We start from the raw sequence: 20,403 nt of genomic DNA on the forward strand, positions 1-20,403 counted from the left end.
GGTCAGGCCGCCTTTCCGTTGTCGGCGCGGCCGGTCGCGGCGGCCATCACGTTCTCCTCGGTCGCGTCCCCGCGGCCGATCTCGGCGGTGATCCGGCCCTCGTGCATCACCAGGACGCGGTCGGCCATGCCGATCACCTCCGGCAGGTCGGAGGAGATCATCAGGACGGCGAGGTCCTGCGCGGCGAGTTCGGACAGCAGCCGGTGCACCTCGGCCTTGGTCCCGACGTCGATGCCGCGCGTCGGCTCGTCCACGATGAGGACGTCCGGCTCGGTCGCGAGCCACTTGGCGAGCACGACCTTCTGCTGGTTGCCGCCGGACAGGACGCCGACGACGTCGGTGAGCCGCGCGTACTTGAGCTGGAGCTTCAGCGCCCAGTCGGCGGCGCGGTCGCGCTCGACCTTCCGGGAGATCAGCCCGGCGCGGCCGGTCGCGCGGCGCAGCGACCGCAGCTGGGTGAGGCCCATGTTGCGCTCGATGGACATGTCCATGACGAGCCCCTGCTGGCGGCGGTCCTCGGGGACGAGCGCCAGCCCGGCCGACATCGCCGCGGTCGGGCTGCCCGCGGGCAGCGCCTTGCCCGCGACCTCCACGGAGCCGGCGTCCCAGCGGTCCACCCCGAAGATCGCGCGGGCGACCTCGGAGCGGCCCGCGCCGACCAGCCCGGCGAGCGCGACGATCTCGCCGCGCCGCACCTCGAACGAGACGTCGGTGAAGGTGCCCTCGCGGGTCAGCCGGCTCACCTTGAGCGCGACCTCGCCGGGCGCCACGTCCTGCTTGGGGTAGAGCGCGTCGAGGTCGCGGCCGACCATGCGGCGGACGAGGTCGTCGGGCGTGAGGCCCTCGAGCGCCTCGGTGCCGATGTAGGTGCCGTCCCGCAGCGTGGTGACCCGCTGGCAGATCTCGAAGATCTCCTCCAGCCGGTGCGAGATGAACAGGATCGCGCAGCCCTGCTCCTGCAGCGTCCGGGTGACGGTGAAGAGCCGGGCGACCTCCTGCCCGGTCAGCGCGGCCGTCGGCTCGTCCATGATCAGCACGCGGGCGTCCCGGGAGATGGCCTTGGCGATCTCGACGACCTGCTGGTCGGCGATCGACAGGCCGCGCGCGGGCTGCTGCGGGTCGAGCGCGACCCCGAGCCGCTCGAACAGCTTCGCGGTCTCGGCGTGCATCGCCCTGCGGTCGATGCGGCCGCCGGCGGCGCGCGGCTGCCGCCCCATGAAGATGTTCTCCGCGACCGACAGGTCGGGGAACATCGTCGGCTCCTGGTAGATGACGGCGACGCCGGCGGCCTGCGCGTCGGCGGGGCCGCCGAAGCTCACCGGCTCGCCGTCGACCCGCACCTCGCCCGCGTCCGGCCGGTGCACGCCTGCGAACGTTTTTACGACCGTGGACTTGCCTGCGCCGTTCTCCCCCGCGAGCGCGTGCACTTCGCCCGCGTGGAGCTCCAGGGTCACGCCCTGGAGGGCGCGGACGGCGCCGAAGGACTTGCTGACGTTGACCAGGGCCAATGTCGGCGGTGCCGACCGGCCGGGTGCACTCATGGCGACCCTCCTCGCGGGGGACGTCCGAAACGGGACGGTGAAAAACGTTTTAACAGGATGTTGCGGAGGACGGTAGATGTGACCTGATGCACCCGTCAAGAGGGAACATCGGCGAGAACCCGGCGTAACGTCGCGGAAACCTCGGTGTGGCAAGGGACGGCGACGTTTTGAAGATGCCCGGCGTCCGGGTCCGGCCGCCGCCCGCGGGGGCACCCGGCTGTTCATCTCGGGGTTGACACGTTTTAATCGATGACCCAAAGTGTCCGACACCACAACCGGATCCGACGGGGGCGAGAGCGTGAGCACTGAAGGCACCGGGCGGCCGGGCGGCGGCCGCCCCGCTCGGGGGCGCCCCGCCGTGGGCATCAAGCAGGTCGCCGCCCGCGCCGGCGTCTCCCCCGGCACCGTGTCGAACGTGCTCAACCGCCCCGAGCGGGTCGCCGAGGCCACCCGCGCACGCGTCGAGCAGGCGATCGTCGAGCTCGGCTTCGTCCGCAACGGCTCTGCGTCCACGCTGCGCGCCGGGCACAGCAGCACGATCGGGCTGATGGTGCTCGACCTCGCCAACCCGTTCTTCACCGACCTCGCCCGCGGCGTCGAGGACGTCGCCAGCGAGCGCGGCTACGCGGTGATCCTCGCGTCGTCCGCCGAGTCGGACGACCGGGAGCAGCGCAACCTGCGGGTGCTCGCCGAGCAGCGGGTCCGCGGCGTGCTGCTCACCCCGGTCGGCGACGACGGCGCGAACGCCGACGTGCTCCGCGACCGCGGTGTCCCGGTCGTCCTGCTGGACCACCCGACGCCGCGCGCCAACCAGTGCTCGGTCGCGGTCGACGACGTCGCGGGCGGCGAGCTGGCCGCCGGGCGGCTGCTGGACGACGGGGCCCGCACGCTCGCGTACGTCGCGGGCCCGTCCGTCCTGCGGCAGTGCGCCGACCGGCGCAAGGGGGCGCTGCGCGCGCTCAAGGCCGCCGGGCTCGGCCGGGAGGCGATGCGCGAGGTGACCGTCCCGGCGATGAACGCCCGGGCCGGGCAGGAGGCCGCGCTGCGGCTGCTGTCGGACGGCCGCCCGCTGCCGGACGCCGTCTTCTGCGCCAACGACCTGCTCGCGCTCGGCGTGCAGCGCGAGCTGCTGCAGGCCGGCGTGAAGGTCCCGACCGACGTCGCGATCATGGGGTACGACGACATCGAGTTCTCCGCGGCCGCCGCCGTCCCGCTCAGCTCCGTGCGGCAGCCCACCTACCAGCTCGGCCGCATCGCGACCGAGCTGCTGCTCGAGGAGTGCGACGACGAGGGCGCGGGGCACGCTCACCAGCAGGTGATGTTCCAGCCGGAACTGGTGGTCCGCGAGTCCAGCCGGCCCGCGGGGGGCCCGAAGGGGGGTCAGGGGTGAAGATCGCGCTGTTCCTGACGTGCGTCAACGACACGATGTACCCGGAGACGGGCAAGGCGATGGTGCGGCTGCTGCGGCGGCTCGGCCACGACGTCGAGTTCCCGCCCGGGCAGACGTGCTGCGGGCAGATGCACCTCAACACCGGCTACCGCACGCAGGCGAAGCACCTCGTCAAGGGGTTCTCCGAGACGTTCGACGCGTACGACGCGGTGGTGACGCCGTCGGCGTCGTGCGCGGCGATGATCCGGGACTGGCATCCCCGCCTCGCGCCCCGCACCGCGGGCCTGGCGTCCCGCGTCCACGAGCTGACCGAGTTCCTCGTGGACGTCCTCGGCGTCACCGACGTCGGCGCGTACTACCCGCACCGCGTCACCTACCACCCGACCTGCCACTCGCTGCGGATGCTGCACGTCGGCGACCGCCCGCTGAAGCTGCTGCGCGAGGTGCGCGGCATCGACCTGGTCGACCTGCCGGACGCGACCCAGTGCTGCGGGTTCGGCGGCACGTTCGCGCTGAAGAACTCCGAGGTCTCGGCCGCGATGTGCGCGGACAAGGTGACGGCCGTCCGGGAGACCGGCGCGGAGACGCTGTGCGCCGCCGACAACTCGTGCCTGATGCACATCGGCGGCGCGCTCAGCCGCACCCGCGCGGGCGTCCGGACCGTCCACCTCGCCGAGATCCTCGCGTCCACGGAGGAGGACCCGTCGTGACGTCCCAGAACGCGATGCCGACCTACCTCGGCATGCCGTCCTTCCCCGACGCCGCCCGGCGCGCCGTCGCGGACCCGCGGCTGCGCGGCAACCTCGCGCACGCCACCGGCACGATCCGGGAGCGCCGCGCCGACGCCGTCGCCGAACTGGACGACTGGGGCGCGCTGCGGGAGTCGGGCAAGCAGATCAAGGACCACGTCCTGGCGAACCTCGGCCACTACCTGCGGGTGCTCGAGGAGAAGGTGACCGAGGCGGGCGGAACGGTCCACTGGGCGCGGGACGCCGCCGAGGCGAACCGGATCGTCGCCGACCTGGTGAAGGCGACCGGCGAGACCGAGGTCGTCAAGGTCAAGTCGATGGCCACCCAGGAGATCGGCCTGAACGAGGCGCTCGCCGAGGAGGGCATCGCCGCCTACGAGACCGACCTCGCCGAGCTGATCGTGCAGCTCGGCCACGACCGCCCGTCGCACATCCTCGTCCCCGCCATCCACCGGAACCGGTCCGACATCCGCGACATCTTCCGCAAGGAGATGCCGGACGCGCCCGCGGACCTGAGCGACTCCCCCGCCGACCTCGCCGAGGCCGCCCGGCGGCACCTGCGCGCGAAGTTCCTGTCGGCGAAGGTCGCGGTGTCGGGCGTCAACTTCGCCGTCGCCGACACCGGCACCCTCGTCGTCCTCGAGTCCGAGGGCAACGGCCGGATGTGCCTCACCCTCCCCGAGACGCTCATCTCGGTGATGGGCGTGGAGAAGATCGTCCCGACGATGCGGGACCTCGAGGTGTTCCTGCAGCTCCTCCCCCGCTCGTCCACGGCCGAGCGGATGAACCCCTACACCTCCACCTGGACGGGCGTGCACCCCGGCGACGGGCCCCGCGACTTCCACCTCGTGCTGCTCGACAACGGCCGCACCGACACGCTCGCCGACGAGGTCGGCCGCCAGGCGCTGCGCTGCATCCGCTGCTCGGCGTGCCTCAACGTCTGCCCCGTCTACGAGCGGGCCGGCGGGCACGCCTACGGCTCCCCGTACCCGGGGCCGATCGGCGCGATCCTGTCGCCGCAGATCCGCGGCATCGGCTCCGAGGTCGACGCCTCCCTGCCCTACGCGTCGTCGCTGTGCGGGGCGTGCTTCGAGGCGTGCCCGGTCGCGATCGACATCCCCGAGGTGCTGGTCCACCTGCGCGCCCGCGCCGTCGAGGACGGGCCGCGCCACCCGGTGGAGAAGGCCGCGATGACGGCGGCCGGGTGGACGCTGCGCTCGCCCGCGCGGCTCGCGCTCGCGCAGCGCGCCGCGTCCGCGTCCCGCCGGATCGTCGCGCCGCGCGGCCGGATCCGGCGGCTGCCCGGGCCGCTCGGCGCCTGGACCGAGACCCGCGACGCGCCCGCGCCGCCGAAGGAGTCGTTCCGCGCCTGGTGGGCCCGCACCGACGGCGGCCGCGCACCCGACCCGGGACACGGCACCGACCCGGCCGGCCCGGGAGGCACGGAGGACGCGAAGCGGGAGAAGGGGGAGGACGCGTGAGCGCGCGCGAGGAGATCCTGCGGCGGATCGACGGAATCGTCCCGGCGCGTCCGGACGCCGAGATCGCCGCCGACTACGCGCGGATCGAGCGCGGCTACCTGCGGCGGCACCACGACGACGGGGTGCTCGACCTGTTCGCCGAGCGCGTCGCGCACTACCGCGCGGTCGTCCTGCGCGCCGCCGAGGCCGACCTGCCGCGGGTGATCGCCGAGCGGCTGGCCGCGCGTCCGGGCGCGCACGGGGTCCCCGGCGACCTGCCGGCGGCGTGGCTCGCGGGCGCGGACGCCGACCTGGTGCGCGACCCGGCCGTCGCCGACCTCGACGGGCTCGCGGGCGCCGTCACCGGCTGCGCCGCCGCGATCGCCGAGACCGGCACGATCGTCCTCGACCACGGGGCCGGGCAGGGCCCGCGGGCGCTGTCGCTCGTCCCCGACTACCACCTGATCGTCGTCCGCGCCGCCCAGGTGGCGCCGGACGTCCCTGAGGCGCTGGAGCGGCTCGACCCGTCCCGTCCCCTGACGATGGTCTCCGGTCCGTCCGCGACCAGCGACATCGAGCTGTCGCGCGTGGAGGGCGTGCACGGCCCCCGAACGTTGGAAGTGGTGATCGCCGAATGAGCGAGAAGGTGTTCGCGGCCGTCGACCTCGGCGCGTCCAGCGGCCGGGTGATGACGGCGCGGGTCGGACCGGACGTCCTGGACCTGCGGGAGGAGCGGCGGTTCGCGAACCGGCCCGTGCGGGTGAACGGCACGCTGCACTGGGACATCCTCGGGCTCTACGGCAACGTTCTCGACGGCCTGCGCGCGCACACGGGCGAGCTGGCGTCCATCGGCATCGACTCGTGGGCCGTCGACTACGGGCTGCTCGACGAGAACGGGAAGCTGCTCGGCAACCCCGTCCACTACCGGGACGGGCGGACCGACGGGGTCATGGAGCGGCTGCGCGCCGAGATCGGCGACGACCTGCTCTACCGGGAGTCCGGACTGCAGTTCCTCCCGTTCAACACGATCTACCAGCTGGCCGCCGACGACCTGTCCCGCGCGCACTCCCTGCTGCTGATCCCCGACCTGCTCGCCCACTGGATGACCGGCGAGACGGTCGCGGAGCGGACGAACGCGTCCACGACGGGACTGCTCGACCCCCGCACCGGACTCTGGTCGACCACGCTGCTCGACCTCGTCGGCGCCTCGCCCGACCTCCTGGCGCCGCTGGTCGACCCGGGCGAGGTCATCGGCCGCGTGGGGCCGGAGGCGGGCGGCGAGTGCGGGCACCGCGGCACCCCCGTCACCGCCGTGGGCTCGCACGACACCGCGTCCGCGGTCGCCGCCGTCCCGGCGTCCGGCCGGTTCGGCTACATCTCGTGCGGGACGTGGTCGCTGGTCGGCGTCGAGCTGGACGAGCCCGTCCTCGGCGAGGAGAGCCGCAAGGCGAACTTCACCAACGAGGGCGGGGTGGACGACACCGTCCGGTACCTGCGCAACGTGATGGGGCTGTGGCTCCTGCAGGAGTCGATGCGGGCCTGGGGCAACCCCGACCTGCCCGCGCTGCTCGCCGAGGCCGCGCGGGTGCCGGGGCTGCGCTCCCTCATCGACCCCGACGACCCGGAGTTCCTGCCGCCCGGCGACATGCCGTCCCGGATCGCCGCGCACTGCCGCCGCCGCGGGTTCCCCGAGCCGGCCACGCGCGCCGAGACCGTCCGCTGCATCATGGACAGCCTCGCCCTCGCGCACCGGGAGACGCTGCGCGAGGCGGCGCGGCTGTCGGGCACCGAGGTGGAGGTCGTGCACCTCGTCGGCGGCGGGAGCCGCAACGAGCTGCTGTGCCGGCTGACGGCCGACGCGTGCGGGCTCCCGCTCGTCGCGGGCCCGGTCGAGGCGACCGCACTGGGCAACGTCCTGGTGCAGGCGCGCGCGCACGGCATCGTGGGGAGTCTCGCCGAGATGCGCGAACTCGTCGCCGCGACGCAGCCGCTGCGCCGCTACGAGCCGTCGGCCGATTCCGGCCGCTGGGACGAGGCCGCCGAGCGCCTGCGCTGACGTGTAGCGCCGAGGTGTGGCGCCAACTTATGGCGCCGGGATATGGCGACGTATAGCCTCGCCGTGTGCGCGCGCGGCGAATCATCGGCTGGACGCTCGCCGGCGGCGCCGCGGGATACGCGGCGTCCTGGCTCGCCACGAGCACGGCGATGCTGCTGCTGAGCGAGCGCGCCCGTGCGGGCGTCCACCGCGTCCCCGCGCCGGGCGTCGCGAAGTTCGCCCGCGTCGACGACCGCGTGTGGCGCGGCGCCGCCCCGACCGCCGAGGGCTACCGGTGGCTGCGCGCGCAAGGCGTCCGCACCGTCGTCGACCTCCGCTCCGAGGCCCCCGGGGCGTCCGGCCCGGCCGCCCGGGCGTCCGGCATGGCGGTCGTGCGGATCCCGGTGCGGGACGGGCGGACGCCGACGCCCGAGCAGGTGCGGCGGTTCCTGGACGTGGTCGCGGCCGCGCGGCGCCCGGTGTTCGTGCACTGCGGGGCCGGGGTGGGGCGGACGGGATCGATGGTCGCGGCGTACCTGGTCGGCGCGGGCCGGGCCTACGCGGCGACGGCCGCCCGGCGGAGCCTCGCGTTCGGACCGCCGACGCTCGAGCAGCTCGCGTTCATGCGGGGACTGGACGGCCCGGCGGCGCGGCGCCCGCCGCGGGCGGTGGTCCTCTTCAGCCGGATCGCCGACTCTCCCCGCCGGGCGCGGGCCCGGGCGCGCGGAATGTGACGGCCGGGGCACGGTTTACCCACCACCGGTTGACACCGGCCCCCTTGCGACGCTTGATAGCTATTGGACACGATGGTCAGAAGGAGGCGGATCCGTGCGGCCCCGCGGGGCCCGGGGGCGTGTTCCCCCACTTATTGACTGATCACCCGATAAGGTGATCCCTGCAATTCTCGGGAACCGCGACGACAAGCATGATCACGGCGTATCGACCGCCTGTCGCTGTTGGGGTGTGGACATGGAGGGTCGTGCCGACCGCGACGCCGGTGCTCAGCCGATCGGCAACGCTCCGCTGGTAGGGCGACGGGACGCGCTGGACGGGATCGGCCGCGCCCTGGACGGCGTCGAGCACGGGTTCGGGTTCCTGGCGCTGATCGGCGAGCCGGGCGTCGGCAAGACGCGCCTGCTGGGCGAGCTGGCGGACGGCGCCGGGGCCCGCAAGCTGCCGTGCCGCGCCGGGCGCGCCGCCGAGTTCGAGCAGGAGATGCCGTTCGGCGCGGTCGTGGACGCCCTCGACGACCTCCTCGAGGACTCGGCCCCCGACCTGCCGGACGCGCAGCTGCGGCTGCTCGGCACCGTGTTCCCGTCCCTGTCGGATCCGGCGGCCGAACCGCCGCCCGCCGGCGGCGACCCCGTGTCGCGGGTGGCCCGCTACCAGCTGCACCGGACGGTGCGGCACCTGCTGGAGCAGCTCGCCGCGCCGTCCGGCCTGGTCCTGATCCTGGACGACCTGCACTGGGCCGACGACGCGACGATCGAGCTGCTCGACCATCTGGTCCGGCACCCGCCGCGCGCCCGGGTGCTCATCGCGGCGGCGTACCGGCCCGCGCAGGCGTCGCCGCGGCTGGCGGCGCTGGTCGACGCGGCCGGGCCGCACGGCACCCGCATGCCGGTCGACCCGCTCACCCAGGGGGAGGTCGAGGAGTTCCTCGGCCCGCGGGTGAGCCCGGCGCGGTGCGAGTCGCTGTACAAGGCCAGCGGCGGCAACCCGTTCTACCTCGAGGCGCTGGCCAGGATGGGGCGCGACGACGTCGCCGGGGGCTCCGGGATCGACGGGACCGACTGGCGCGAGGGCGTCGCCGAGCTGACCGAGGTGCCCGCGGCCGTCCGGACCGCGCTGCAGGTCGAGCTGAGCGCGCTGCCGGAGGAGGCGCTGCTGCTGGCGCGCGGCGCGGCCGTCGCCGCGGACTTCTTCGAGCCGGCGCTCGCGGCGGTGGCCGCCGAGCTGGACGAGCCCGCCGCGCTGGCGGCGCTCGACGTGCTGACCGGGCACGACGTGGTGCGCGCCGGGACGGGCGGGCGGTTCAAGTTCCGGCACCCGCTGGTGCGGCACGTCGCGTACGCGTCGACGGCGGCGGGGTGGCGGCTCGCGGCGCACGAGCGGGTCGCGGTCCGGCTGGCGGAGCTGGGCGCCCCCGCGACGGTGCGGGCCCACCACGTGGAGCGGTCGGCCCGGTTCGGGGACCGGCGGGCGGCGGCGACGCTGGTGGAGGCGGCGCGCTCGGTCGGGCAGCAGGCCCCCGGCACAGCCGCGTACTGGCTGCAGGCCGCGCTGGGGCTGCTGCCGGACGAGCCGGCGGGCGACGGCGACTCGGGCGGCGACTCGGGCGGCGGGCCGGACCGCACGGAGCTGCTGCTGGAGCTCGCGCACGTGCAGGCCGTCAGCGGCCACGCGGAGGAGGGCCGGGAGACCGCGCGGACGCTGCTGGCGCTTCTGCCCGAGGACGACACCGTCCGCCGGGCGCGGACCGTGCACCTGTGCGCGGTGATGGACCGGCAGATCGGCCGCATCCACGAGGCGCGCGCGCTGGTGCTCGACGAGCTGCGCCGCCTCCCGGACCGGCAGACGCCCGAGGCGGTGCTGCTGCGGATCCGGCTGGTCGCCGACCGCATCCAGAAGGCCGATGACCGCGGGTCCCAGGCCGTCCTGGACACCATCCCCGAGAGCGCGCCCGAGTGGGGCGCGGGCCTGACCGCGGCGGTCGCGTCGATGCGGCCGATGGTGTCGTACGTCCGCGGCGAGATCGCCGAGGCGATCGCGTACGCGCGCGCGGCCGACGAGCGGTTCTCCGCGGCGGCCGACACCGACTTCGCCGACTGCCTCGACTGCATCACCTGGCTGGTGTGGGCGGAGCTGTTCCTCGGCATGTACGACAGCGCGCTGCGGCACGTCGACCGGCTCGTCGCGATCGCGCGGCGCACCGGGCAGCTGTACATCCTCGGCTACATGCTGGCCGGGCGGGCCCGCGGGCTCAGCCTGCTCGGCCGGTTCGAGGAGGCCGCGGCCGCCGCCGACGAGGCCGCCGCCGTGGGCCGCGACCTGCGCTCCCCCGAGGTGATCGCCTACGGGGCGACGCAGCGGTGCCTGATCGCGAGCTGGACGGGCGACCACGAGCGGGCGTCGGCCGCCGGGGACGAGGCCGTCTCCTGCGACACCGGGTCGGGCGAGTGGTGGACGCACATGGCGCCCGTCTCCCGCGCGTTCGCGATGATCAACGCGGGGGACCACGCGGCGGGCGCGGAGGCGCTGATCTCCGCGTGCTCGGCCGGCACCGGCGGGCTCGACTTCGGCACGCTGACGGCGTGCGCCGAGTCGCTGGCGCGGGTCCGCGCCGGGCAGGACGACGCCGACGACGCGGCCACCTGGGCGAACATCGCCGAGGAGCTGGCCAACCCGGCGCTGGAGGGGGACGTCGGGCTGGGCCGGCTCGCCCGCGCCCACGCCGTCCGCCTCACCGACCCCGCGCGTGCGGCGGGCATCGCGGGCGAGGCCGCCGCGCTGCTGGCGGCGGCGGGCCGAAGCCCGGAGGCGGGCCGCGCCGAACTCACCGCCGGGATCGCGCACGCCGCCGCCGGTGACCGTCCGGAGGCGCTGGACCGGCTGCGGGCCGCCGCCGCCGTCTTCGACGCCTGCGGCATGCGGGACCTGCACGCCGAGACCGTCCGGGAGCAGCGGCGCCTCGGCGTGCGGGTGCCGGGCGCCGGCGCCGGGAAGGGCGGGCGGCGCGCCCGGGCGAAGGCGTCCGCGGACGCGCCGTACGGGCTGTCGCCGCGCGAGCTGGAGATCGCCGGGCTCGTCGCCGAGGGCTGCAGCAACCAGCAGATCGCCGAACGGCTGTTCCTCAGCGTCCGGACGGTCGAGACGCACCTCACCCGCGTCTTCGCGAAGATCGGCGTCTCGTCGCGGGTCGGGGTGGCGACCGCCATGCAGCGTCCGGAGTGAAGCAACGCCCGGAGTGAACCGACGAGTCCCTTTCCGACTCTTATCTCACGTACGTGGTCACGGGCCGCACGCCTCACGGTGCACGTAAGTACGGGTTCTCCACGATGCCGCGCCGACCTCGGCGTTTGGCAGGGTAGGGGCGTCCGGAGCCGGGAGGAAGGCCGCGAAGGAGGTGGACACCCCATGAAGACGATCAGAACGGTCGACGCCGACGGGATCGCACGTTTCACGCACGACGGCGTCGCCGACGCCGAGGTGTCCGCGCATCCCTTCGCCACCGCCGACGGCCTCGGCCTCGCGCTGACCCGGTTCCGCCGCGCCGGCACCGCCCACGGCGGCACCGACGCCGTCCTGCTGGTGCACGGGCTGACGACGTCCAGCGACATGTACGTCATGCCCGAGCACACGAACCTGGTGAACGCGCTGCACGACGCCGGGTTCGGCGACGTGTGGGCGGTCGACTACCGGATGAGCGCCCGGTTCCCCTACAACGCGGAGACCCACCGCCACACCTTCGACGACGTCGCCCACTGGGACCACCCGGCCGCGCTGGCGGAGATGCGCCGCCACATCGGCGACGGCCGCCGCGTCCACGTCATCGCGCACTGCGTCGGGTCGGTGACGTTCTCGATGGCGCTGTTCGCCGGGACGGTCACCGGCGTGTCCAGCCTGGTGTGCAACAGCGTCGCGCTGACGCCCCGCACGCCGCCGTGGTCGAGGCTGAAGCTCAGGTACGGCCCGGCGCTGATGGAGTACGTCCTCGGCCCGCCGTACGTCGACCCCCGCTACGGGACGTCGCCGGTGATGACGCGCGGCTGGATGCTCGCGAAGGGGATCGCGCCGTTTCACCGCGACTGCGGCGAACCGGCCTGCCACATGCTGTCGTTCATGTGGGGCGGCGGGCGCCCGATCTTCTCGCACGACAAGATGTCGCCGGTCACGCACGCCCGGCTGACCGACCTGTTCGGCGCCTGCAACGTCCACTACTACCGGCACATGCACAGGATGGTGGAGGCCGGACGCGCGGTGCGGTACGCCCCTCGGGACCCGCGGCACGCGGACCTGCCCGTCGACTACCTCGCGGGCGCCGCGGACGTGACGACGCCGATCCTGTTCCTCACCGGAGACCGCAACCACGTGTTCACCGACTCCAACATCGTCTGCCACCGCGCGCTCGAATCGATCACCCCCGGGCTGCACGAGCTGGAGATCCTCCCCGGCTACGGCCACCAGGACCCCTTCATGGGCCGGGCGTCCGACACCGAGGTGTACCCACGGGTCCTGGACTTCCTCAAGCGGAAGGCGGGCTGAGGGCATGGCGGCGGGAGAGCGGGCCGAGCACGTCGACGCGGTCGTCGTCGGCTCCGGGTTCGGCGGGTCGGTGGCCGCCTACCGCCTCGCGGAGGCGGGGCTGTCGGTGGTGCTGCTGGAGCGCGGGCAGCCGTACCCGCCGGGCAGCTTCCCGCGCTCGCCCCGGCAGATGAACCGCGCCTTCTGGGACCCGGCCGCCGGGCTGTACGGCATGTACGACGTGTGGAGCTTCAAGGGCTGCGACTCGGTGGTGTCGGCGGGCCTCGGCGGCGGGTCGCTGATCTACGCGAACGTCCTGCTGCGCAAGGACGAGCACTGGTTCGTCGACGAGCAGCCGATGCCGGGCGGCGGCTACGAGTCGTGGCCGGTCTCCCGCGCCGACCTGGACCCGCACTACGACGCCGTCGAGCGGATGATGGGCGCGACGCCGTACCCGCTCGACACGGCGCCGTTCAGCGACACCCCGAAGACGCACGCGATGCAGGACGCCGCGGCGGAGCTCGGGCTGCGCTGCGAGCTGCCGCCCCTCGCGGTGAGCTTCGCCGGCGAGCCGGGCGGGCGGCCGGGCGTCGGCCTGCCGATCGCCGAGCCGCCGTACGGCAACCTGCACGGCATGCCGCGCCGCACCTGCAAGCTGTGCGGCGAGTGCGACATCGGCTGCAACGAGGGCGCCAAGAACAGCCTCGACCACAACTACCTGTCGGCGGCCGCGCACCACGGCGCCGACATCCGCACCGCCCGCGAGGTGAAGGCGATCCGGCCCCGTCCCGGCGGCGGCTACGAGGTCGACTACGTGCACCACGCCGACCTGACCGTCCGCCGCAGGCCGGCGCGGCAGCCGGTGGAGACGATCACCTGCGACCGGCTGGTCCTGGGCGCCGGCACCTACGGCACGACGTTCCTGCTGCTGAAGTCGCGGTCGGCGCTGCCCGGGCTGAGCGGGGCGCTCGGCTCCCGGTTCAGCGGCAACGGCGACCTGCTGACGTTCCTGCTGAACGCCCGCGACCGCGAGCGCGTCCGGCCGCTGGACGCGTCCCGCGGGCCGGTGATCACCAGCGCGATCCGGCTGCCCGACGAGGTCGACGGCGTCCCCGGCGCGGGCCGCGGCGCCTACATCGAGGAGGGCGGCTACCCGGGGTTCACCGACTGGATCGTGCACAGCCTCGACGTGGGCGACGCGGTCGAGCGGGCGGTGCGCTTCCTGTGGGACCGGTTCGTCGAGTTCTTCAAGGACGCGCCGGACACGAACCTCTCGCAGGAGATCTCGGACCTGATCGGGGACGGCGCGCTGACCGTCAGCTCGCTCCCGCTGCTCGGCATGGGCCGCGACACCGCCGACGGGCGGCTGCACCTGCGGGACGGGCGCCTCGCCGCCGACTGGACGACCGAGACGAGCGAGGAGCTGTTCACCCGCGTCCGCAAGACCATGCAGGGCATCGCGGACGTGCTGGGCGCCGAGTACGCAGACAACCCGATGTGGTTCCGCAAGCGGATCGTCACCGTGCATCCGCTGGGCGGCGCCCCGATGGCCGACCATCCGGGGCGGGGCGTCTGCGACGCCTTCGGGGAGGTCCACGGGTTCCCGGGCCTGTACATCGCCGACGGGGCGGCGATGCCGGGCCCGGTGGGTCCCAATCCCTCCCTGACGATCGCCGCGCACGCCGACCGCATGGCGACGCGGCTGCTGGAGGGCGCGACCCGCGCCGTCTCCGCGCCGGGGGGCGCGGAGGCGGCGGGGGACCCCGTTCCGGTCCTCACGGGGGCCGAGCCGGTCGGGGGGTCGACCGGCTCGCCGGATCGGGCGGGGAACGGCGCGGCGTACGCGCCGGAGTCGGGGAGCCGCGGCGGTGCCAGGGGACCGTCCGCCGCGGCGTCCGGCCGTACGCCGCCGCCGCTCGATGCGGCGGACCCCGCCGCGCCCGCGCCCGCGCGCGCCGGGGCGGCCGGCGCCGAGGCGACCTCGCTGTCGTTCACCGAGACGATGAAGGGGTTCGTCACCTACGGCGTCACCGAGCCGCGCGCCGGGGCGGTGCACCCGGGGCGCGAGCCGCTGTCGTTCCGGCTGACGATCACGGCCGACGACGTGGACCGGTTCCTGGCCGAGACCGAGCACGAGGCGCGCGCCGAGGGCTGGCTGGACGCCGCCGCGCACGGGGGCCGGCGGCCCGTCCGGTGGGGGCGGTTCAACCTGTTCGCGCCGACCGGCGACGAGGACCGGCGGCTGATGAAGTACCGGCTGTTCTTCACCGACGGCGAGGACCGGCCGCGCACGCTCACCGGCCGCAAGAACGTGCTGCACGGGCCGCCGACGCGGATCTGGCCCGACACCTCCACGCTGTACGTGCGGCTGCTGGAGGGGCACGTCCCCGAGGACGCCGAGGCGGACGCGGCGGTCGTCGCGGCGGGCGTCCTGCACATCGAGCTGGGCGACTTCGCGGAGCAGCTCACGACGTTCCGGACGTCCGGCCCGGACGGCGCGGGGAAGCTGCTGGACTTCGCCCGGTTCTTCGCCGGGGAGCTGTGGGAGGTGTACGGCCCCGAGTCCGATTAGGGGCCGTCCGAGGACGGGTGCGGGCCGAGGGAACTGCGGGGTGCTCTCGGCCCGTGCCTCTTTCCCGGGCGCGCCGGACGCGCCGGACGCGCCGGGTGCTACAGGTCGCCCGCGTCGCGGGCGGGGCAGTCCGGGGGGCAGTTCGCGGCGTGCTCGGGAAGCCGGCGCACGAACATCGTCAGCATCCGCCGGAAGACGAAGCCCAGGAGGGGCCCGGTGCCGGGGACGAGCGGTTCGAACGTCGCCCGCCACCGCAGGTCGGTCCCGGTGCCGTCCTCGTGCTCCTCCAGGTGGACGTCCGAGCGGTACCGGCGGACGGGCAGCCCGGACAGCGCGATGTAGGAGAAGCGCGTGTAGGGCTCGAAGGCGACGGTCTGCTCCTTGGCGGGCCAGATCTGCTTGACGCACCCGACCCCGTACGTGGTGGTGTCGCCCTTGCGGACCTGGCGGGCGGGCGTCGGGAACGGGCCCCACGCGCCCCACGCCTCCGGAACGGCGAGGTGCCGGAAGAGCACCTCGGGCGCGGCGGTCGCGGTGGCGGCGACCTCGATCTCCTGCGGCATGCGTGCCTCCCCGGATGGCGGTCCCCGGCACCGTACCGCGCCGGACCCGCGGCGTCAGCCCTCGCCGCCCCGCCGGCCGCCGGGCCGCTCGCGGGCCCGGAACGCGGCGGTCTTGACGCGGTTCTGGCAGGCGGTGGAGCAGAACCGGCGGGTGCCGTTGCGGGACGTGTCGACGTAGACGCGCGCAGGTCCGGGAGGAGTCGGCCGGGCACCACGGGTCGGAGTCCGCGCTGCTGTCCCCCCACGTCGCCGCGCTCCGCGACGCCGGGTTCGGCGAGGTGGGGACGCTGTGGCAGCGCGGCGACAACCGGCTCCTCGCCGCGCTCCTCACCGGCTGAACCCGTCCGCGGGGCCGCCGGGGACCGCCCGGCCGGGTGCTCCCCTACCCGGCCGGGCGGACGATCATCCGGCGCCCACCCCGTGCCCGCCCCCGGTCGGCGCGGCGGTCACCGCGCCGCCAGGGCGGGGAAGGCCAGGACGCGCGCGGCCGGGCCGCCCGGCGGGCCCGCGGCCCCGCCGGCGTCCGCCCCGTCCCGTCCCGCCCGCACCGCGTCGCCCGGGAGGGCCCCGGTGAGGAGGTGGCCGCGGAACGCCGCCCCCTTCGCGGTGATCTTCATCGGCTGGAACGCGCCCGGCGCCAGCGCGCAGAAGCCCGTCTGCACGACGTCCTCGTAGAGGGAGTCGGACACCACGTAGGCCAGGTCGCGGGCGCCGTCGTCCAGCAGGCGCCGCAGCGGCGCCGCGTCCAGCAGGCGCTGGACGACGATGGGCGCGTCGCCCGCCGGTCCGAACGGGCCCGCGGTCAGCGTGCCGTAGTGCAGCGCGAGCCGCACCCGCAGCCGGTGCCGCCCGGGGCGGCGGTTCACCTCCCGCAGCGCCGCCGCGAGCCCGATGGCGAACCCGCCGGCGACCGGCGCCGGGTCGGTGCCGGCCGGCAGCGTCGCCAGCTCCCCGTCCCCGCCGACCTGCTTCTCCCAGCGCGCCCGGTCGAGTCCGATGCCGTGCGCCGCGCGGTCCAGCGCGTCCGCGAGCTGGTGCTGCGCGGCGAGCTGGTCGCGGGCGTCCCGCCTGCTGTACTGCTGTATGTCCACCGCCAGCAGGAGGCGGTAGTCGAGCCGTGCCGTCGTCTCGATTCCTCTCATTCCCGATCCCGCCCTCGGTTGCTTCGAGCGAACAGGGCCCGGTGCCCGCGTCCGCTCCACGCGCGGAGTGAACGTCGCTTCGAAGGTCCCGGGAAAAGGATCCGGGTTCCGCACCACCGTCCGCATCTCGATTTCCGTCTCCCACGCCCCGTTCGACGCGGAAGGGCGCGGGCCGGTGCCGGTGGTAAGGCCGCTATGGCGAACTAGTTAGCGTCCGGCTGGAATAGCGAGGTCACAAGGGGCACCTCGGGCAGCGCGGCGTGACGGGGCCCACTGATCGCGGACGGTGCGGGCGGCCGGGCGTCCCCTAGGCTGGCGGTGTGAGCACGACCCGACCGTCCGCCCGGCCCCTCCTGCTGCCCGCCCTGCGCAAGGTGTACGACGCCTACGTGCGGGAGGCGGACGCGCTGCCCGCGCTGCCCGCCGCCCTGCAGGCCGAGGTGTGGACGTCCGCGCAGCTCGGCGGCCTGCTGGCCGCGGCGCCGCACGAGCAGGCCCGGCGCGCCGCGCTCGGCGACCTGATCGGCTGCCTGCACGCCGCCGGGACGCCCGGGGCGCGGGCGTTCCTGCGGGCGCTCGCCGCGATCGGCCCCGAGGTGGGCCGCCGCGCGGCGGCCAAGGCGGCGGACGCCCTGGGCGGCGTCCCGCCCGCCCCGTGGGAGGACGCGCTCGGCCGCGTCGTCCCCGGCCAGGCGTGGCTGATCCAGGAGGGCCCGCTCGACGGCGACCGCCTGGTGTGCGAGTTCCGCTACGCCGAGCAGGGGACCGCGGGCCTGCACGCGCTGGCCGTCCGGCTGACCTACGGCGACGCGCCGACCGAGGTGGTCGCGGTGGGCGACGTCCCCGCGCTGATGACCGCGGCGCGGCAGGCGATGCAGGCCGAACTGTGCGTCGTGCAGCCCTACGACACCGCGTCCGTCGGGGCCAGGCTCCGCACCGCCCTGAACGGCGCGGAGCCCGTCCCTGCGGACTGCCGCCCGGCGCTGGCGCTCGCGCGCCACCGGGCGTCCCTGCTGCCCTAGCGGCCGAGCGCGCGGTACCGGCGGACCGCCAGCGGGAAGAACACCGCCGTGATCGCCAGCGGCCACGCCACCGCCATCGGCAGCGCGTTGCCGGCGGCCCAGGAGTCCCCGGCGAGCGCGGCCTGCGCGGGGTCGCCGAACAGGTCCCGGCAGGCGGTGACGGTGGCCGACATGGGGTTCCACTCGGCGACCGACCCCAGCCACCCCGGCATCGTGCTGGGCGCGACCATGGCGCTCGACAGGAACCCGATCGGCCACACCAGGATCTGGATCATCATCACCGACTCGGGCCCCTTGGCGACCAGCCCCAGGTACACCCCCACCCAGACCAGGGCGAACCGCAGGAGCAGCAGCAGGCCCAGGCCGGCGAGCGCGGGGACGATCCCGTCGTGGACGCGCCAGCCCATCGCCAGGCCGCACAGCGCCATCACCGACAGCGCCGCGATCGAGTCGACCAGGTCGGCGGCGCCGCGCCCCACCACCACGGCGGACGGCGACATCGGCATCGCCCGGAACCGGTCGGACACGCCCTTGGCGGCGTCGGCGGCGACCGCGGTGAACGTGGCCTCGACCCCGAACACCATCGTCATGGCGAACATCCCCGGGATGATGAACTCCCGGTAGTCCCCGCCCGGGACGTCCATCTGGCCGCCGAACAGGTAGCCCATCATCAGCACGACGAGCACCGGGAACGCCAGTCCCATGACGAGCTGGTCCGGGCGCTTGACCCAGTGCGTGAGCGCCCGCCGGGTGAGCGTCCACCCGTCGGCCGCCGCCCACCGCAGCCGCCCCAGCGGGCCGCGCGGGAGCTCCGGGATCGGCGGCATCGTCGCCGTGGTCACGCGGGCACCTCCTCGTTCTCGCCGACCGGGTCGCCCGTGAGGTGCAGGAACACCTCGTCGAGCGTGGGCCGCCGCACCCCGATGTCGGCGACCCGCACGTCCGCCTCGTCCAGCGCCCGGACCGCGCCGGTCAGCGCCCCGACCCGGTCGCGGACGGGCGCGCCGATCCGCAGCGCGTCGGCGTCCACCTCGGGCTCGGTCCCGGCGATCCGGGCGACGACCGCCGCGGCCGCCGCGAGCGCGCCGGCGTCCTCCAGGACGACCTCCAGGTGGTCGCCGCCGAGCCGGGACTTGAGCTCGTCCGGCGCGCCCTCGGCGATGACGCGGCCCCGGTCGATCACCGAGATCGCGTCGGCGAGCCGGTCGGCCTCCTCCAGGTACTGGGTGGTGAGGAGGACGGTGGTGCCGCCGTCGGCGAGCGAGCGGACCGCGTCCCACACCTCGATGCGGCTGCGCGGGTCGAGCCCGGTGGTGGGCTCGTCCAGGAACAGGACGGACGGCGCCAGGATCATCCCCGCCGCGAGGTCGAGGCGGCGCCGCATGCCGCCGGAGTACTGCCCCGCCGGACGGTCCGCGGCGTCGGCGAGCCGGAACCGCTCGAGCAGCTCGTCGGCCCGCCGCCGCGCCCACCGGGCGCCCAGGTGGTAGAGGCGGCCGAACATCACGAGGTTCTGCCGCCCGGTGAGCACCTCGTCGACCGCGGCGTGCTGCCCGACGAGCCCGATGCGCGTCCGGACCCGTCCGGGGTCGCGCACGACGTCGTGCCCCGCGACCGCCGCGCGTCCCGCGTCGGGACGGGCGAGCGTGGCGAGCACGCGCACGCACGTCGTCTTGCCCGCGCCGTTGGGGCCGAGCACGCCGTGCACCGTCCCCGCGGGCACCCGCAGGTCCAGGCCGTCCAGCGCGCGGGTGGCGCCGTAGGTCTTCCGCAGCCCCGCCGCGTCGATCGCGAACTGTGGCTCTGTCATCACTCTCCCGAAACTCCGTACACAATACGGATTAACCATCCCGGGCAATATAACGTACGTCGTACAGAGTTTCATCCCGGGCAGCGGACTTCTTTGGGAGGATGCGAGCGTGACGACCGAGTACAGCGGCGGCGGCGACCCCCAGCGCAGCCTCGAACTCCTGTGGGGCGTCCCGCCCGCCCCCAAGCGCGGCCCGAAACCCAAACTGACGGTCGAGGAGATCGTCCGGACCGCGATCGCGGTCGCCGACGCCGAGGGCCTGGACGCCCTGTCGATGCGGCGCGTCGCCGACGAACTGGGCGTCGCCCCGATGTCGATCTACACCTACGTCTCCAGCAAGGCCGAGCTGATCGACGTCATGTTCGACCGCGCCCTCGCCGAACTGACCCCGCCCGACGGCGTCCCCGGCGGCTGGCGCCCCAAGCTCGAGCACCTCGCCCGCGACAACTGGGACCTGTACCACCGGCACCCCTGGCTGCTGCACGTCTCGGTCGTCCGCCCGCCGATGGGGCCGGCGATCTTCGCCAAGTACGAGTTCGAGCTGCGCGCCGTCGACGGCATCGGCCTGACCGACGTCGAGATGGACTCGGTGGTCGCCCTGGTCACCGGCTTCGCCGAGAGCTCCGCGCGCGTCTCGGTCAGCGTCGCCGAGGCCGAGCGGCGCACCGGCATGAGCGACGTGCAGTGGTGGGAGACGCTGGCGCCGCTGCTGGAGCGGCTCGACACGGGCGGCGACGCGTACCCGCTGAGCGCCCGCGTCGGCGCGAGCGCCGGAAGGGAGTACCAGGGCGCCGTCGGCCCGCGCCACGCGTTCGAGTTCGGCCTCGCGCGCATCCTGGACGGCATCGAGGTCCTGATCGCCTCGCGCCGCTGAC

16 protein-coding genes and 1 pseudogene are annotated in these 20,403 nt (G+C 74.9%); 11 read left to right on the forward strand and 6 right to left on the reverse strand.

The features are described 5' to 3' along the window. Positions 1-2 precede the first annotated feature (2 nt). Positions 3-1,541 (reverse strand): sugar ABC transporter ATP-binding protein, encoded by a 1,539-nt coding sequence (locus tag H505_RS0128095; RefSeq protein WP_026404643.1) that lies wholly within the window; start codon positions 1,539-1,541, stop codon positions 3-5. Between the two features lie 298 nt (positions 1,542-1,839). Here H505_RS0128095 and H505_RS0128100 point away from each other — a divergent pair, with 298 nt between their 5' ends. The 9 genes from H505_RS0128100 to H505_RS0128140 all read left to right on the forward strand — a co-directional run bounded on the left by H505_RS0128100 (position 1,840) and on the right by H505_RS0128140 (position 14,991). Continuing rightward, positions 1,840-2,931 carry a LacI family DNA-binding transcriptional regulator gene (locus H505_RS0128100; RefSeq protein ID WP_026404644.1) on the forward strand — a complete coding sequence of 364 codons (1,092 nt, stop codon included), beginning with the start codon at positions 1,840-1,842 and terminating at the stop codon, positions 2,929-2,931. After that, on the forward strand, positions 2,928-3,641 hold the full coding sequence (locus tag H505_RS0128105) for a (Fe-S)-binding protein (RefSeq protein ID WP_026404645.1): 714 nt from the start codon (positions 2,928-2,930) through the stop codon (positions 3,639-3,641). The genes H505_RS0128100 and H505_RS0128105 overlap by 4 nt, the downstream gene beginning before the upstream one ends. A 32-nt stretch (positions 3,642-3,673) precedes the next feature. Then, complete coding sequence (locus tag H505_RS44795; protein ID WP_211238579.1) at positions 3,674-5,161, forward strand: LutB/LldF family L-lactate oxidation iron-sulfur protein; 1,488 nt, start codon at positions 3,674-3,676, stop codon at positions 5,159-5,161. Continuing rightward, entirely contained in the window at positions 5,158-5,778 is a 621-nt protein-coding gene (locus H505_RS0128115; RefSeq protein WP_026404646.1) for a LutC/YkgG family protein, read from the forward strand. The genes H505_RS44795 and H505_RS0128115 overlap by 4 nt, the downstream gene beginning before the upstream one ends. After that, positions 5,775-7,196, forward strand: coding sequence for a rhamnulokinase (locus H505_RS0128120; RefSeq protein WP_026404647.1), 1,422 nt, complete (start codon positions 5,775-5,777; stop codon positions 7,194-7,196). Before H505_RS0128115 ends, H505_RS0128120 begins: the two co-directional genes overlap by 4 nt. Before the next feature lie 65 nt (positions 7,197-7,261). Beyond that, positions 7,262-7,909 (forward strand): protein tyrosine phosphatase family protein, encoded by a 648-nt coding sequence (locus H505_RS44800; protein WP_064743718.1) that lies wholly within the window; start codon positions 7,262-7,264, stop codon positions 7,907-7,909. A gap of 235 nt (positions 7,910-8,144) precedes the next feature. Further along, positions 8,145-11,129: a helix-turn-helix transcriptional regulator gene (locus H505_RS0128130; RefSeq protein WP_026404648.1), complete on the forward strand. Its 2,985-nt coding sequence runs from the start codon at positions 8,145-8,147 to the stop codon at positions 11,127-11,129. A gap of 183 nt (positions 11,130-11,312) precedes the next feature. After that, complete coding sequence (locus H505_RS0128135; protein WP_051301255.1) at positions 11,313-12,440, forward strand: alpha/beta hydrolase; 1,128 nt, start codon at positions 11,313-11,315, stop codon at positions 12,438-12,440. Positions 12,441-12,444: 4 nt separating this feature from the next. Next, the gene (locus tag H505_RS0128140; RefSeq protein WP_026404650.1) at positions 12,445-14,991 is read left to right on the forward strand and encodes a GMC oxidoreductase; all 2,547 of its coding nucleotides are present in this window, start codon (positions 12,445-12,447) and stop codon (positions 14,989-14,991) included. Between the two features lie 98 nt (positions 14,992-15,089). Here H505_RS0128140 and H505_RS0128145 read toward each other — a convergent pair whose 3' ends face one another. The 3 genes and pseudogenes from H505_RS0128145 to H505_RS0128150 form a co-directional block, all read right to left on the reverse strand. Then, positions 15,090-15,554, reverse strand: a complete 465-nt coding sequence (locus H505_RS0128145; RefSeq protein ID WP_026404651.1) for an SRPBCC family protein — start codon at positions 15,552-15,554, stop codon at positions 15,090-15,092. A 54-nt stretch (positions 15,555-15,608) separates the two neighbouring features. Next, positions 15,609-15,755: pseudogene (locus H505_RS49325) on the reverse strand (CGNR zinc finger domain-containing protein); the annotation flags it as partial. A gap of 245 nt (positions 15,756-16,000) precedes the next feature. Next, positions 16,001-16,696, reverse strand: coding sequence for a nucleotidyl cyclase domain-containing protein (locus H505_RS0128150; RefSeq protein WP_026404652.1), 696 nt, complete (start codon positions 16,694-16,696; stop codon positions 16,001-16,003). A gap of 320 nt (positions 16,697-17,016) precedes the next feature. On the opposite strand from H505_RS0128150, the gene H505_RS0128155 reads away from it, so the two are divergent. After that, on the forward strand, positions 17,017-17,718 hold the full coding sequence (locus H505_RS0128155) for a hypothetical protein (protein WP_026404653.1): 702 nt from the start codon (positions 17,017-17,019) through the stop codon (positions 17,716-17,718). Here H505_RS0128155 and H505_RS0128160 read toward each other — a convergent pair. Next, positions 17,715-18,545 carry an ABC transporter permease gene (locus H505_RS0128160; RefSeq protein ID WP_051301262.1) on the reverse strand — a complete coding sequence of 277 codons (831 nt, stop codon included), beginning with the start codon at positions 18,543-18,545 and terminating at the stop codon, positions 17,715-17,717. The two genes, H505_RS0128155 and H505_RS0128160, sit on opposite strands and share 4 nt — an antisense overlap. Before the next feature lie 11 nt (positions 18,546-18,556). Beyond that, positions 18,557-19,528, reverse strand: coding sequence for a daunorubicin resistance protein DrrA family ABC transporter ATP-binding protein (locus H505_RS0128165; RefSeq protein WP_026404655.1), 972 nt, complete (start codon positions 19,526-19,528; stop codon positions 18,557-18,559). Between the two features lie 109 nt (positions 19,529-19,637). Here H505_RS0128165 and H505_RS0128170 point away from each other — a divergent pair, with 109 nt between their 5' ends. Then, a complete protein-coding gene (locus H505_RS0128170) occupies positions 19,638-20,402 on the forward strand; it encodes a TetR/AcrR family transcriptional regulator (RefSeq protein WP_026404656.1) in 765 nt (254 codons plus the stop codon). Position 20,403 lies beyond the last annotated feature (1 nt).

The organism is Actinomadura rifamycini DSM 43936 (assembly GCF_000425065.1).
In the GTDB taxonomy this organism is placed as follows: Bacteria; Actinomycetota; Actinomycetes; order Streptosporangiales; family Streptosporangiaceae; genus Spirillospora; species Spirillospora rifamycini.